Genomic DNA, 15,219 nt, shown 5'->3' with positions numbered 1-15,219 from the left:
AGGGCCTCCGCCAGCCGTTCACGCGGTGCAGGGATAGTAACACGCGCCCTTGCTAATTTCCCAACGAAGGGATGCAAGACCACGCACGATCCGCAAAGAAATCAGTGCAAAATCGACATTTTGCGTCCGCGGGGCGAACATCGATACCAAGCCGCTCGACCCTCCAAAAACTTACGCCTGAATATTCATGAGAAAAGCTTTTCTCTGCTTGACGAAATGCGTGAGAAAAGGTTTTCTCACACAAAAGCCAAGGGAGGAGGCAGCGCTGGAAAACTCGCGCAATCGCGGTGGTCGTACGACCATTCACGACGTGGCGGCGGCTGCCGGCGTCAGCATTTCGACGGCGTCGAAAGCGCTGAACGACAATGGCCGCATGAGCCCCGAAACCCGCGAGCGCGTGAAGCGCGTAGCCTCCGAAATCGGCTTTCGTCCGAACGCTTTGGCGCGTGGCCTTCTCAGCAAGCGTAGCTTCACAATCGGGCTTCTGACGAACGATACCTATGGCCGTTTCACCCTGCCGGTGATGGCCGGTATTTCCGAAGCGCTGGTCGACCACGGGGTATCGGTATTCCTCTGCGCCATCGAGGACGATCCGGCGCTCGCCAAGGTTCATGTCGATGCGATGCTCGACAAGAGTGTCGACGGCATCATCGCGTCTGGAAAACGCATCGATCGCAGGCTGCCGGTGGATCTTTCGGATCTTCCGGTACCTGTCGTCTACGCCTTTACCGAGGGAACGCCCGGCAGCGTTACATTCAGCGCCGACGACTTTCAGGGTGGGCGCCTTGCGGTCGAATGGCTGGCCGGACTTGGCCGCCGACGGATAGCGCATATCACCGGGCCGGAAAGCTTCGCGTCGGTTCGCGATCGCGCCCGTGCCTACCACTCCGTCGCCTCCGGCGACATTCCGGTGCTCTATGGCCAATGGTCGGAAACCTGGGGGCATGAGGCGGTCGCGCAGCTGTGGAGCGCCGCCGGCGCGAAGCCGGATGCCATCTTCTGCGGCAACGATCAGATCGCCCGCGCCGTCGTCGACGCATTGCGCGAGCGGGCAATTCGCGTGCCCGAGGACGTGTCGATAGTCGGCTTCGACAATTGGGAGATCGTCGCCGCCCAGACCCGCCCGCCGCTCTCGACGGTGGACATGAACTTGAAGACGCTTGGACGGGAGGCCGGGCTAACGGTGCTGGCGCTTGCGGAGGGGCGCACCGTCGAACCCGGGATCAGGACTTTGCCGTGCCAGTTGGTCGTGCGGCAATCATGTGGGGGATAACCCCGGCAAAATCGGAAGAGGACGGGGCAAAGGCGCCCCATGGGAGGAAGTAGTATGTTGAAACGGCTTTTGGCCACGACCGGCCTTATTACCCTGTGCATGGTCTCGGGCGCCTCGGCGGCCGAGGAGGTAACGATGTGGGTGCGCTCGGGCATCGGCGATTCCTTCAAGAAGGTCGTCGAGGCCTATAACGGCAGCCACGACACCAAGGTCACCCTTACCGAGGTGCCCTTCTCCGAACTCGTTCAGAAGTATGCGACCGCGATTGCTGGCGGCCAGGCCCCGGACGCGCTTTCCATGGACCTCATCTATACGCCGGCCTTCGCCGCGGCCGGTCAGCTGGAGGACCTGACCGACTGGGCGAAAAGCCTGCCTTATTTCAGCTCGCTGTCGCCCTCTCATGTGAAGCTCGGCACCTATCAGGATCATATCTACGGCCTGCCGCTTTCCGTCGAGACCTCGATCTTCGCCTGGAACAAGGACCTTTACAAAAAGGCCGGCCTCGACCCGGAGAAGGCGCCGGCGACCTGGGATGAAATTACCGCCAACGCCGAGAAGATCCGCGCCCTTGGCGGCGACACCTACGGCTTCTATTTCTCCGGTGGCGGCTGCGGCGGCTGCATGATCTTCACCTTCACGCCGCTCGTTTGGGGCGCAGGCGTCGATATCCTCTCCGCCGACGGCAAGAAGGCGACGCTTGACACACCGGAAATGCGCAAGGCCGTCGATGTCTACCGAAACATGGTCAAGAAGGATCTCGTCCCCGCTGGCGCTGCCAGCGACAACGGCGCCAATTTCCTGACCTTTACCAACGGAAAGGTCGGCCAGCAGAGCATCGGCGCCTTCTCGGTCGGCACCCTCATCACGCAGCATCCGGAAATCAATTTCGGCGTGACGATGATCCCTGGCGTCAACGGCCAGCCGTCCTCCTTTGCCGGCGGCGACAATGTCGTCGTCACCAAGGGAACGAAAAACATCGACGCCGTGAAAGACTTCATCCAGTACACCTATTCGCTGGAAGGCCAGAAGATCTTGGCGAAATACGGGAGCCTGCCAACCCGCGGCGATATCGCGGACAAGGTGCTTGAGGGGCTCGACCCGCGCATGCAGGTGGGCCTGAAGGCGATCGCAGTCGCCAAGACGCCCTACACGCTGCAGTTCAACGACCTGATCAACAGCGCCAACGGGCCCTGGGCTGGCTTCACCAACGCCGCCATCTTCGGTGACGACGTGGATGGCGCCTTCTCGAAGGCACAGTCCGAAATGCAGTCGATCATCGACGCGGCGCAGTAAAGAGGCCAAGGCATGTCGGCAAACCCTGGGTATCCTGGCATCCCGTCTTCAGGTGCGGCTGAGGGCGCAGGCTATGCCTCGGGCAAAAAGACTGGAGTGCCGCCGGCGCTCCAGTCGATCCAAGGTCCGAGGGCGAAACGAGGGAAATCCCATGGCTAGCAGCGCCGGCGCGGCCACGCCGCGACGCCCCAAGCGCCGTCGCCGTTCCGAATGGCACGGCTTTCTCTATATCGCGCCCGCCATGGCGTTGGTGCTCGTTTTCTTCGTGATGCCGGTGCTGTTCACCGGCTGGATGAGCCTGCACAACTGGTCGCTTCTCGGCAATCCGCGCTGGATCGGCCTTGGCAATTACGTGCGCATGATCTCCGACGCCCGCTTCATGTCAGCGCTCCGGTTCACCGCCTATTATACGATCATCGTCACCATCGCGATTTTCGCCCTCGCCTTTCCGCTCGCCATCTTCGTCGAGAAGCAACGGCCATTCGTCAGCCTCTACCGGACGGTCATTTTCCTGCCGGTGGTGGTAGGGCTTGCCACGGCGTCGCTTCTCTGGGTGTGGCTTGCCAATGTCGATAGCGGCCTCTTCGTGCCCGGCGCGCAGGCTCTCGGCCTGATCGATCACCGGCCGAACCTGCTTGCCGATTTCCATTCCGCGTTTGCCACGATCATTGTCATGGTCGTGTGGAAGATCGCCGGCTTCACCATGATCATCCTTCTGACAGGTCTCCAGGCGATCCCATCGGAGCTGACGGAGGCGGCACGTATCGACGGCGCCAGCCGCTGGCAGCGCTTCCGCTATCTAACCCTGCCCCTGATGCGCCGCACAATTGCTCTCGCGCTGATCATCTCGGTCACGGGCTCGGTGCTCGCCTTCGACCAGTTCTACGTCATGACAAGCGGCGGGCCGCAGAACCAGATGATTTCGGTGGTCTACTATATCGTCAACCAGTCTTTCGTATCGTTCAACCTGGGTTACGGTTCGGCACTATCGATCGTCCTCCTCGTGATCCTGGTCTTGATCAGCGTCGTGCAGCTTTGGCTGCTTCGGATCGGGGAGGACCAGCCATGATCACGGTCAAGCAGCGCCGCGCTCGCCGCGGGTTCCTGAACAACAGCAGCTATCACGCCATCGGCATCGTCACGATCTTCTTCTTCTTCGCGCCGATCGCCGTGACCTTCCTGGCCTCGTTTCGCAACGGTGCGGAGACCGGTCTGCCGCCGCTGCCGCCCTGGCCGGTGAACGGCATCAGCCTCGACGCCTACCACTCGCTCGACAGCTTCGGCTCAGGCATCCTGCAGCATACGATGAATTCGCTGCTCGTCTCGTTGGGGACGGTGCTCATCACCGTCGTGGTCAGCCTGCTCGCAGGCTATGGCTTCTCGCGCTATCGCTTCCCGCTGAAGCAGGTGTTTTTCGTGCTGATCATCGCGACGCTGATGATCCCGTTCCAGTCGATCCTGACGCCGCTTTTCATCATTCTGGCGCGCCTCGGGCTCAACAATTCGCTCTTCGGTCTGACGCTGGTCTACGTGACGCTGCAACTGCCCTTCTCGGTCTTCATGATGCGCAACGCCTTCGATGCGGTGCCGAAGGAGATCGAGGAGGCGGCACGCATCGATGGCGCACGCGATCTGAAGCTGCTCTTTCGCGTGTTGCTGCCCCTGGTGCTGCCGGGCGTCGCCACGGTGGCGATTTTCGCCTTCCTCAATGCCTGGAACGAGTTCCTCGCGGCACTCGTGCTTCTCTCCAGCAACGAGAAATTCACGCTGCCGGTGTTGATGATGGCCGTTCGCGCCGGCCGTCTCGGCGCGGTCAACTGGGGCGCCGTTCAGGCCGGCGTCGCCGTCATGACGCTTCCCTGCATCGTCGTCTTCCTTCTTCTTCAACGCTACTACATGCGCGGCCTCATGGCCGGCGCCGTCAAGTGACCCCAAGAAACGGATGAACCCCATGAGCAAGACCAGAAAAGATCGTCAGTTCCGTCCCCTTCCCGTTCCGAACGTCGAACTTGACGGCCTTTTCGGCGCCCGCCAGGACGCGATCTGCGATTCCACTGCCGAGACCTTGCTCGACCGCTGCGTCGAGGCGGGCATGGTGCGCGCGATCGACACCTCGCAGCCGAGCCCCGGCATCGTCATCCCCTTGCAGCCATGGGCGGGTTCCACCCAGATGTTCTGGGACAGCGACCTCGGCAAGTCGATCGAGACGATCGCCTACTCCCTCTACCGGCGCCCCAACCCGAAGCTCGAAGCAAGCGCCGACGCCATCATCGATATGTATGAGAAGATGCAGGACAAGGACGGCTATCTGAACGCCTGGTTCCAGCGCGTACAACCAGGCCGCCGCTGGACGAACCTGCGCGACCATCATGAGCTCTATTGTGCGGGCCACCTGATCGAGGGCGCCGTCGCCTACTATCAGGCGACGGGCAAGCGCAAGCTGCTCGACATCATGTGCCGCTATGCCGACTACATGATCACCGTTTTCGGGCATGGCGAGGGCCAGCTTCCGGGCTACTGCGGCCATGAGGAGGTCGAGCTGGCGCTCGTCAAACTCGCGCGCGTCACCGGCGAAAAGAAATACCTCGATCTTGCAAAATTCTTCATCGACGAGCGTGGCCGCGAGCCGCATTTCTTCACCGAGGAAGCCCTTCGCGACGGCCGCGATCCCAAGGCGTTCATCCAGAAGACCTATCAGTACAATCAGGCCCATGAGCCGGTGCGCGAGCAGACGAAGGTCGTCGGCCATGCGGTGCGCGCCATGTACCTCTATTCCGGCATGGCCGACATCGCGACGGAGTATAACGACGACACGCTGACGGCGGCGCTGGAGACGCTCTGGGACGACCTTACCGCCAAGCAGATGTATGTCACCGGCGGCATCGGCCCGGCGGCCTCCAACGAGGGCTTCACCGACTACTACGACCTGCCGAACGAGAGCGCCTATGCGGAGACCTGCGCTTCCGTCGGTCTGGTGTTCTGGGCCAACCGCATGCTCGGCCGCGGTCCCGACCGGCGCTACGCCGACATCATGGAACAGGCGCTCTATAACGGCGCGATGTCGGGGCTGTCGCTCGACGGCAAGACGTTCTTCTACGAAAATCCGCTCGAGAGCGCCGGCAAGCACCATCGCTGGACGTGGCATCATTGCCCCTGCTGCCCGCCCAACATCGCGCGCCTGCTCGCCTCGATCGGTTCCTACATGTATGCCGTCGCGGACGATGAAATCGCCGTCCACCTCTATGGCGAAAGCAAAGCGAAAGTGGAGATCGCCGGTGCGAAGCTCGAGCTTGCCCAGACAACCCGCTATCCTTGGGATGGCGCAATTCGCTTCGAAGCCACGCTCGACAAACCGGCGCGCTTCGCGCTGTCGCTGCGCATCCCGGAATGGGCGGAAGGCACGACCCTTGCCGTCAACGGCGAGGCGGTCGATCTGACCGCTGTGACCGTCGACGGTTATGCGCGGATCGAACGCGAATGGCGGTCTGGCGACCGTGTCGCGCTTGACATCCCGCTGACGGCACGGGCGCTTTTCGCCAACCCCAACGTCCGGCAGGACGCAGGCCGCGCTGCCCTGATGCGCGGACCGCTCGTCTATTGCGTCGAGGCGACCGACAACGGCGCCGGCCTCAACGGCATCACCCTTGTCGGCGATCCCGCAGCTGCAAAGGGCACGGAAATCCCAGACTTCGATGGTGCGATCGCGCTTGACGTCGCCGTTCAGCGCGACCAGGCGGAGGATTGGGGCAAGTCGCTCTATCGCACCTCTCCGCCGGCGAGCCATGATGCCACGGCGCGCTTTATTCCCTATCATCTGTGGGACAATCGCGAGCCGGGCGAAATGCTCGTCTGGATTCGCGCCGGCCATCGGGCCCGCGGAGTTTGAGATGACGAAGAAAGGCATGGTCCTTAAGGACGTCCGCAAGAACTACGGCGCCCTGCCGGTCATCCATGGGATCGATCTCGAGGTGCCGGAGGGCGCGTTCGTCGTTTTCGTCGGCCCGTCCGGCTGCGGGAAGTCGACGTTGCTGCGCATGATCGCTGGGCTGGAAGAGGTGACGGATGGCGAAATCGCCATCAACGGCCGGGACGTGACCGATCTCGACCCGTCGGAACGCGGCATCGCCATGGTATTCCAGTCCTACGCGCTCTACCCGCACATGAGCGTGCGGGAAAATCTCGGTTTCGGGCTGAAGATGGCCCGTACACCGACCTCGGAAATCGAGGAGCGGGTGCGTTCCGCCTCCGCTATTCTCAAGATCGACCACTTGCTCGATCGCCGGCCGGGTCAGCTCTCCGGTGGGCAACGGCAGCGCGTGGCGATCGGTCGGGCGATCGTGCGCAAGCCCGACGTCTTCCTCTTCGACGAGCCGCTGTCCAACCTGGACGCCGAACTGCGCGTCTCCATGCGCATCGAAATTGCCCGGCTTCATCGCGAACTCGGCAACACGATGATCTACGTCACCCACGACCAGACCGAAGCCATGACGCTCGCCGATCAGATCGTCGTGCTGCGCGACGGGCGGATCGAACAAGTCGGTGCCCCGCGTGAGGTCTATGAGAACCCCGCCAATATCTTCGTGGCAGGCTTCATCGGCTCGCCGCGGATGAATTTCGTTTCCGCCGATTGGGTCGGCGACGGTTCGCTTCGCGTAGCGGGCCGCGTCTTTCGGGTCGCGCTGAACAGCACCGCCTTGAGCCCAGGTGACAAGATCAGCCTCGGCATGCGGCCCGAGCATCTCCTGGTAAGTCCCAGCGATCCCGACGGTATCGCTGCCCGCGTCGACTTTTTCGAATATCTCGGCGGTACGCGTTATCTCTACTGCCAGCTGGAAGACGGGCAAAGCGTGACGGCGGAATATAGGGACGGGCCGGACTTCAAGCCGGGCGATATGCTGACGCTTGCCTGCGCGCCCCAGCGGCGTCGCTATTTCGACAGCGCAGGAAACCGCCTACGCTGATGGCTCGGGGTCGTCGGCGTCGCCTTTGCCGCTCACCTGCGACAGCAGCCACGAGGTGAACCTGAGCCCCAGGGCATGCTCCCGCTTGCCCTCCGGCATTACCACGTAATAGTTGTTTTCCGTCGCCATCGGCTGGTCCGATACGATCCTCAGCCTATCGGCCCGAAGTTCGTCCTCAATCAGATAGAGGGGCAGCAGCGCGAAGCCCAAGGAGGCGACGGCGGCTTCGATGATCATCGAAAACTGGTCGAACCGGTTACCCCTGTAAAAGTCCGAAACGCCGATGCCGCGCGCCTCGAACCACTGGCTCCACATACGCGGCCGCGTCGTCAGATGCAAAAGCGGCAGCCGGACGAGTTCTTCTTCCTGGGCTACCGGCGTTGATCGAAGAAGTGCTGGACTTGCGACCGGCACGACCATTTCGTTGCAGAGAAAGGTGCAAGTCGCGCGCGCCCAAATCGGCTGGCCGTAGTGGATGGCGAGATCAAAATTCTCCTCGTCGAAATCGAAGGGTTCCGACCGCGAGCCAATACTGACGAGGGTACCCGGATGTGCCGACAGGAAAGCCGGAAGCCGCGGCATCAGCCAGCGGCTGCCGAAGGTCGGCAAGGTCGCGACCGAAAGAAAGGCCGCCGCATCGGCGCCGGCCACGGCCCGGATCATCATCTCTTCCGTCTGCTGCAGCAGACGGCGCGCCTCCGGCAAGAAGCGTCGCCCGGCGTCCGAAAGCACGGCCCTTTGCCGGACGCGCTCGAAGAGAAGCAGTCCGAGCTGATTTTCCAAGTCCTTGATCTGCCGACTGATTGCGCTCTGCGTCAGATTGAGCTCGAGCGCCGCGCGCGTGAAACTGCCGTGGCGCGCAGCGGACTCGAAGGACTGCAACGTTGTCAGGTCGGGCATCAGGCGTCGTGAGAGGGTCATTCCAATCTCGCATCATCTTAGCTGAAATCGTCGCAAGTTTTCCTAGCGCGGCTTGGATATGATGGCAATCCAGAATGAACTCATCCGAATGGGCAAGGACATGTCGATCAGCTACCTGGTTTCTTCCTGCGATATCCGCTCCGCCTTCTCCAAGGCCATGTCGGCCATGTACAAGACCGAAGTGCCCGCCTACGGCACGCTCATGGAGCTTGTTGCCAAGGTCAACGCCGATACGCTTGCCGCCGATCCGGCTTTGAAGGTACGCCTCGACGCCACCGACAATCTGGAACGTATCTCCGAAGAACGCCACGGCGCGATCCGCCTCGGCACGGCGGCGGAACTGACGATGATGCGCCGCGTCTTTGCGGTGATGGGCATGTATCCGGTCGGCTACTACGACCTTAGCGAGGCCGGCGTACCCGTCCATTCGACCTCCTTCCGGCCGGTCGGCGATGCCGCACTGAAGCGCAATCCCTTCCGCATCTTTACTTCTCTGCTGCGGCTCGACCTGATCGCCGACGAAACCTTGCGCGCCGAGGCGGAAGCCATTCTCTCCAAGCGCCGGATCTTCACGGAAAAGGCCGTGGAACTCACGGAAAAGGCTGAGCGCGACGGCGGTCTCGGCAAAGACGATGCCGAACGCTTCGTCTCCGAAGTGCTCGAAACCTTCCGCTGGCATGACCGCGCCAATCTCAGCGCCGACATGTACAAGCGCCTGCACGACGCCCATCGCCTGGTCGCCGACGTCGTGTCGTTCAAAGGCCCGCATATCAACCATCTGACACCGCGCACGCTCGACATCGACGCCGTTCAGCGGCTGATGCCGGAATACGGCATCGACCCGAAGGCCGTCGTCGAAGGCCCGCCGACCAGAAAGTGCCCGATTCTGCTGCGCCAGACCTCGTTCAAGGCGTTGGAAGAATCGGTCTCCTTCGAGGATGCCGACGGTAGCTGGAAGGCGGGCTCCCACACCGCGCGCTTCGGCGAGATCGAAAGCCGCGGCATTGCCCTCACCCCTAAGGGTCGCGCGCTTTATGATGCCCTGCTCCACGAGTCGCGCATGCTCGTTCGCCCCGCCGCCGACGGCTCGAACGCCGACGAGTACGACCGGGCACTGGCGGACGCGTTCAAGCCTTTCCCCGACAGCTGGGAAGGCATCCGCGCCGAGGGGCTCGGTTATTTCACCTATTCGCTGACCGAAAAGGGCATGAATACGCGTTCGAACGCTACGAATCTCGACCGGTTGATCGCGGAAGGACTCGTCCGTTTCGATCCGATCGTCTATGAAGACTTCCTGCCCGTCAGCGCCGCCGGCATCTTTCAGTCGAACCTGGGCGACGACGCGGCACAGGAGTTCGCGGCGAGCCCAAACCAGAAGCGCTTCGAAAAAGACCTCGGAGCTTCGGTCCTCAACGAGTTCGACCACTATGCGGGCATCGAAGCGGCCTCGGTTGCCGCCTGCATCTCGCGTCTGGACAGGGCGGTAGCCGCGGAATAAGGCATTCGGCATGATCGCTGGGAAGCACATCGAGGCGTTGCGCGGCCTGCTCGGAGACAAGGGTATTGTTTCCGAGAGCCGTGACATGGCCGCCTATCAGACGGGTGCGCGCTATGACGAAGGCGTGGCAGGGCTCGTGCTTCGCCCGCGAACGACGGCGGAAACCTCCTCGGTGGTCAGCTATTGCGTCAGGAACGACATCGCCCTCATCCCCCAATCTGGCAATACCGGTCTCGTTTCCGGCTCGACGCCGGATAGCTCGGGTGACCAGATCGTGCTGTCGCTCGATCGGCTGGCCGAGCATTTCGAGCTAGACGCCGGCAACCGCTCGCTGTCGTTGGATGCCGGCTTCCGCCTTTCCGACGTCAACGCACGGCTGGAAAGCCACGGCCTGTTCTTTCCGATCGACCTCGGCGCCGATCCACGTATCGGCGGCATGCTGTCGACCAACACCGGCGGCTCGCGTTTCTTGAAATACGGCGACGTGCGCCGCAACACGCTGGGCGTCAAGGTGGTGCTCGCAGACGAGGCCGGCACTGTTCTCGACCTCAATTGCGACCTACGCAAGAACAACACCGGCGTCGACTGGAAGCAGATATTCGTCGGCACTTCGGGTGCCTTCGGCATCATCACCGAATGCGTGCTCAATCTCGAGCGCCTGCCGAGGCAAACGGCGACAGCTTTCCTCGTGCCGCAGAGCGCCGCACACGTCTTGCCGCTCCTGACGGTGATGGAGGAGCGGCTTGGTGCCTACCTCTCCGCGTTTGAAGGCATGTCGGGCAATGCCGTGGCGGCAGCGCTTGCCCATGTTCCCTCCTTGCGCAATCCATTCCAGGGCGGCCACATCCCCGACTATCTGATCCTTGTCGAAGTCATGCGCACATGGGCGCCACGGGAGGGCGAACAGTCCCTCGACGAAGTGCTGGAGACGGCGCTGGCCGAGATCTGGGAAAGCGAGGCCGCGCCGCTCGCCGATGCTTTCGTCGGTCCGCCCGCGGAAATGTGGTCGTTGCGCCACGCCCTCTCCGAAGGCGTCAAGCATGCGGCCAAGCTCATCGCCTTCGACGTCAGCTTCCGCCGCGGTGACATCATGGCGTTTTGCGAGCGCATGCGGGCCGACCTGCCGCAGGCGTTCGACGACATCACCATCTGTGATTTCGGCCATATCGGTGACGGCGGCGTCCACTTCAATCTCGCCGTCAAGAAAGATAGCCCGCAGCTTGCCGACCCCATATTCGAGACAACGTTGCGGCAATGGGTTTTCAAGATAGCGGTCGAGGACTTCGGCGGCAGCTTCAGCGCGGAGCATGCCATCGGCCGCAAGAACCAGGCGATCTATGACGCCTACACATCCGACACACTAAAACAGCTGGCCGCAAGCCTTAAGATGATCACATCGCCGGGTAAGCTCGGTACGGTGACATTCGGCTGACGCCGGCGCAATCAGGGAGTTAGACCATGAATATTGCAGCAAAAGTGAACGTGGCTCAGGAAGCCGCAGCACTTCTCGAAAAGCTCGGCGTCCAGAAGGCGCTCTACACCGGTGGCGACATGGCCTCGTTCAGCCCAGTTACCGGCGAGCAGATCGGCAGCCTCAAGACGGATTCCGCCGCCGAAGCCGCCGCCAAGATCGAAAAGGCCGACGCAGCATTCCGCGCCTGGCGCCTGGTTCCCGCCCCGAAGCGCGGCGAACTGATCCGCCTGCTCGGCGAGGAACTGCGCGCCCATAAGGCCGATCTTGGCCGCCTCGTCTCCATCGAAGCCGGCAAGATCCCGTCCGAAGGTCTCGGCGAGGTGCAGGAAATGATCGACATCTGCGATTTCGCGGTCGGTCTCTCCCGTCAGCTGTACGGCCTGACGATCGCCACCGAACGTCCGGGCCACCGCATGATGGAAACCTGGCATCCGCTCGGCGTCGTCGGCGTCATCTCCGCCTTCAACTTCCCGGTCGCCGTATGGTCGTGGAACACCGCGCTGGCGATCGTCTGCGGCAACGCCGTCGTCTGGAAGCCGTCCGAAAAGACCCCGCTCACGGCGCTTGCATCGCAGGCTATCCTTGAGCGCGCGCTGGCCCGCTTCGGCGACGCGCCGGAAGGCCTTTCCCAGGTTCTGATCGGCGACCGCGCTATCGGCGAAGTGCTCGTCGATCATCCGAAGGTTCCGCTCGTTTCGGCAACCGGCTCCACCCGCATGGGCCGCGACGTCGGTCCGCGCCTGGCCAAGCGTTTCGCTCGCGCCATCCTCGAACTCGGCGGCAACAACGCCGGCATCGTCTGCCCGTCCGCCGACCTCGACATGGCGCTGCGCGCCATCGCCTTCGGCGCCATGGGCACCGCCGGCCAGCGCTGCACCACGCTGCGCCGCCTCTTCGTGCACGACAGCGTCTACGACGCGCTCGTGCCGCGCCTGAAGAAGGCTTATCAGAGCGTATCGGTCGGCAACCCGCTGGAATCGACTGCCCTGGTCGGCCCGCTGGTCGACAAGCTCGCTTTCGACGGCATGCAGAAGGCACTCGGCGAAGCCAAGGCCCATGGCGGCGCCATCACCGGCGGCGAACGAGTCGACCTCGGACATGCCAACGGCTACTACGTGAAGCCTGCCATCGTCGAAATGCCGAAGCAGGAAGGCCCTGTGATGGAAGAGACGTTCGCTCCGATCCTGTACGTCATGAAGTACAGCGACTTCGACGCCGTCCTTTCCGACCACAACGCCGTCGGTGCAGGCCTCTCTTCGTCGATCTTCACGCTGAACCTTCAAGAGGCCGAGCGCTTCCTGTCGCCGGACGGCTCGGATTGCGGCATCGCCAACGTCAACATCGGCACGTCCGGCGCTGAAATCGGCGGCGCGTTCGGCGGCGAGAAGGAAACCGGCGGCGGCCGCGAATCCGGCTCCGACGCGTGGAGGGCCTACATGCGCCGCGCCACCAACACGGTCAACTATTCGAAGGCTCTGCCGCTCGCGCAGGGCGTCTCCTTCGACATCGAGTAAGGATCGGACATGACCGTCAATCAAGTCATCGAGGAGGCGGGCTTTTCGCCCGCCTCGCGGATCTCCACGATAGGAGTTTCCGAAATCCTGAAGATCGGCGCCCGCGCGCAGGCCATGAAGCGCGAAGGCAAGCCGGTCATCATCCTGGGCGCAGGCGAACCTGATTTCGACACGCCGGACCACGTCAAGCAGGCTGCATGGGACGCCATGCAGCGCGGCGAGACGAAGTACACGGCGCTCGACGGATCGCCCGCGTTGAAGGCAGCGATCCGCGACAAATTCGCTCGCGAGAACGGCGTCTCCTACGAACTCGACGAGATCACGGTTGCGACCGGTGCCAAGCAGATCCTGTTCAACGCCATGATGGCGACGCTGAACCCCGGCGACGAAGTCGTCATCCCGATGCCTTACTGGACCTCCTATTCGGACATCGTCCAGATCTGCGAGGGCAAGCCGGTGCTGATCACCTGTGACGCGGATGCCGGTTTCCGGCTGAAGGCCGAGCAGCTGGAAGCCGCGATCACGCCGAAGACGCGCTGGGTCCTCCTCAACTCGCCGTCGAACCCGTCGGGCGCGGCCTATGGCGCCGAAGACTATCGCCCGCTGCTCGACGTGCTCTTGAAGCATCCGCATGTCTGGCTGCTGGTCGACGACATGTACGAGCACATCGTCTATGACGGTTTCGAGTTCGTCACCCCGGCGCAGATCGAACCGCGCCTGAAAAACCGGACCTTGACCGTCAACGGCGTATCCAAGGCCTATGCCATGACCGGTTGGCGCATCGGCTACGCGGGGGGACCGCGCGATCTTATCAAGGCCATGGCCGTGGTGCAGAGCCAGGCGACCTCCTGCCCCTGCTCGATCAGCCAGGCGGCCTCTGTCGCTGCGCTGAACGGCCCACAGGACTTTCTAAAAGAGCGTACGGCCAGCTTCCAGCGGCGCCGGGATCTCGTGGTCGCAGGTCTGAACGCGATCGAAGGGCTCGATTGCCGCGTACCGGAAGGCGCCTTCTACACCTATTCGGGCTGCGCCGGCATGCTCGGCAAGGCGACGCCATCCGGCCAGCGGATCGAAACCGACGCGGATTTCTGCGCCTATCTTCTCGATCACGTACATGTCGCCGTCGTTCCGGGCTCCGCATTCGGGCTTTCGCCGTTCTTCCGCATCTCCTACGCCACCAGCGAGGCGGAACTGCGCGAAGCGCTCGTGCGCATCGCCGATGCCTGCGCCAAACTCGTCTGACTTCGCTTCCAAGAAAGGCCGGTCGTCGCCGGCCTTTTTCTCACAGGCCTCCTCCGGCCATGCGCAGTCCGCATGGGATATTGCCTAAGAATCATCAACTCCGCCGGCAATTGGCCTTGACACTAACTAATGCGTATCATCTAGTTATGTTGTCAGACATCTTACATAAAACGGAATGACGGCTGACTGTCATGGAGGAATTATGAGGAATTTGTTGAAGAGCATAGCGATCGGCGCCGCAGCGCTCGCCATCGCATCCGTTGCGCACGCCGGCGCGACGCTCGATCGCGTCATGTCGAAAAAGGCCATGGTGGTTGCCACCAACAGCGGCTGGCCTCCGCAGAGCTACCTGGACGACAGCAACCAGATGGTCGGTTTCGACATCGACGTTGCGCGCGAAATCGGCAAGCGCCTGGGCGTCGAAGTCAGCTTCGAGACTCCGGATTGGGCAACGCTCACCGGCGGCCACTGGCAGGGACGCTATGACGTCGGCGTCGGTTCGGTCACGCCCACCAAGGCCCGCGCCCAGGTCATCGACTTCGCCGGCATCTACTACTACAGCCCATACGTCTACGTGCTGCACAAGGACAGCCCGGTCAAAACCGTGGCCGATCTCGACGGCAAGGTGATCGGCGTCGAAACCGCGACCACCTCTGAAGACTTCATGCGCCGCCAGCTGCAGATCGATGCGCCGGGCCTCCCGCCGATCGAGTACAAGGTTACGCCTGGCGAAATCCGCACCTTCGCGGATTCCATGCTGCCGTTCGATGATCTGCGTCTCGGACCGGGCGTGCGTCTCGACGCCGTCGTCGCTCCCGAACAGACCGCCAAGAACGCCATCAAGAACGGCTATCCGCTGCGCGTGATCGAAGGCGAATACGCCTTCCGCGAACCGCTCGTCGTGATTGCCGAGAAGGGTGACGCAGAATGGACCGCCAAGGTTGGCGAGCTCATCAAGGAGATGAAGGCTGACGGCACACTCGGCACGCTGACCAAGAAGTGGTACGGCGCCGACTACAGCGCCGATTGATAGAACGATTACG

At 62.6% G+C, this 15,219-nt stretch carries 12 protein-coding genes; 11 read left to right on the top strand and 1 reads right to left on the bottom strand.

Annotated elements, in window-relative coordinates; all coding sequences use genetic code 11:
- The first annotated feature begins 187 nt into the window (after positions 1-187).
- The 6 genes from AB4048_RS14695 to AB4048_RS14670 all read left to right on the top strand — a co-directional run bounded on the left by AB4048_RS14695 (position 188) and on the right by AB4048_RS14670 (position 7,527).
- Positions 188-1,273, top strand: coding sequence for a LacI family DNA-binding transcriptional regulator (locus AB4048_RS14695; protein WP_442202702.1), 1,086 nt, complete (start codon positions 188-190; stop codon positions 1,271-1,273).
- A 54-nt stretch (positions 1,274-1,327) separates the two neighbouring features.
- A complete protein-coding gene (locus tag AB4048_RS14690) occupies positions 1,328-2,566 on the top strand; it encodes an ABC transporter substrate-binding protein (protein ID WP_442202701.1) in 1,239 nt (412 codons plus the stop codon).
- A gap of 151 nt (positions 2,567-2,717) precedes the next feature.
- A complete protein-coding gene (locus AB4048_RS14685; protein ID WP_442202700.1) occupies positions 2,718-3,635 on the top strand; it encodes a carbohydrate ABC transporter permease in 918 nt (305 codons plus the stop codon).
- Entirely contained in the window at positions 3,632-4,495 is an 864-nt protein-coding gene (locus AB4048_RS14680) for a carbohydrate ABC transporter permease (RefSeq protein ID WP_442202699.1), read from the top strand. Before AB4048_RS14685 ends, AB4048_RS14680 begins: the two co-directional genes overlap by 4 nt.
- 22 nt (positions 4,496-4,517) lie before the next feature.
- Positions 4,518-6,452 carry a glycoside hydrolase family 127 protein gene (locus AB4048_RS14675; protein ID WP_442202698.1) on the top strand — a complete coding sequence of 645 codons (1,935 nt, stop codon included), beginning with the start codon at positions 4,518-4,520 and terminating at the stop codon, positions 6,450-6,452.
- A 1-nt stretch (position 6,453) separates the two neighbouring features.
- Entirely contained in the window at positions 6,454-7,527 is a 1,074-nt protein-coding gene (locus tag AB4048_RS14670; RefSeq protein WP_442202697.1) for an ABC transporter ATP-binding protein, read from the top strand.
- On the opposite strand, the gene AB4048_RS14665 is transcribed toward AB4048_RS14670, so the two are convergent.
- Positions 7,519-8,448: a LysR family transcriptional regulator gene (locus tag AB4048_RS14665; RefSeq protein ID WP_442202696.1), complete on the bottom strand. Its 930-nt coding sequence runs from the start codon at positions 8,446-8,448 to the stop codon at positions 7,519-7,521. The two genes, AB4048_RS14670 and AB4048_RS14665, sit on opposite strands and share 9 nt — an antisense overlap.
- Positions 8,449-8,548: 100 nt before the next feature.
- Between AB4048_RS14665 and hglS the strand changes: the two genes are divergently transcribed.
- The 5 genes from hglS (at position 8,549) to AB4048_RS14640 (ending at position 15,206) form a co-directional block, all read left to right on the top strand.
- Positions 8,549-9,946, top strand: a complete 1,398-nt coding sequence (gene hglS, locus AB4048_RS14660; protein ID WP_442202766.1) for a 2-oxoadipate dioxygenase/decarboxylase HglS — start codon at positions 8,549-8,551, stop codon at positions 9,944-9,946.
- A gap of 10 nt (positions 9,947-9,956) precedes the next feature.
- Positions 9,957-11,378: an FAD-binding oxidoreductase gene (locus tag AB4048_RS14655; RefSeq protein WP_442202695.1), complete on the top strand. Its 1,422-nt coding sequence runs from the start codon at positions 9,957-9,959 to the stop codon at positions 11,376-11,378.
- 26 nt (positions 11,379-11,404) lie between these two features.
- Positions 11,405-12,934: an L-piperidine-6-carboxylate dehydrogenase gene (gene amaB / locus AB4048_RS14650; RefSeq protein WP_442202694.1), complete on the top strand. Its 1,530-nt coding sequence runs from the start codon at positions 11,405-11,407 to the stop codon at positions 12,932-12,934.
- A 9-nt stretch (positions 12,935-12,943) separates the two neighbouring features.
- Positions 12,944-14,176 (top strand): pyridoxal phosphate-dependent aminotransferase, encoded by a 1,233-nt coding sequence (locus AB4048_RS14645; RefSeq protein WP_442202693.1) that lies wholly within the window; start codon positions 12,944-12,946, stop codon positions 14,174-14,176.
- A gap of 202 nt (positions 14,177-14,378) precedes the next feature.
- The gene (locus tag AB4048_RS14640; RefSeq protein WP_442202692.1) at positions 14,379-15,206 is read left to right on the top strand and encodes a transporter substrate-binding domain-containing protein; all 828 of its coding nucleotides are present in this window, start codon (positions 14,379-14,381) and stop codon (positions 15,204-15,206) included.
- Positions 15,207-15,219 lie beyond the last annotated feature (13 nt).

The organism is Rhizobium sp. RAF56 (assembly GCF_052113965.1).
Classification (GTDB): Bacteria; Pseudomonadota; Alphaproteobacteria; order Rhizobiales; family Rhizobiaceae; genus Rhizobium.
Note: the sequence above shows the minus strand (reverse complement) of the source record. Positions and strands in the feature narration are given on the sequence as shown.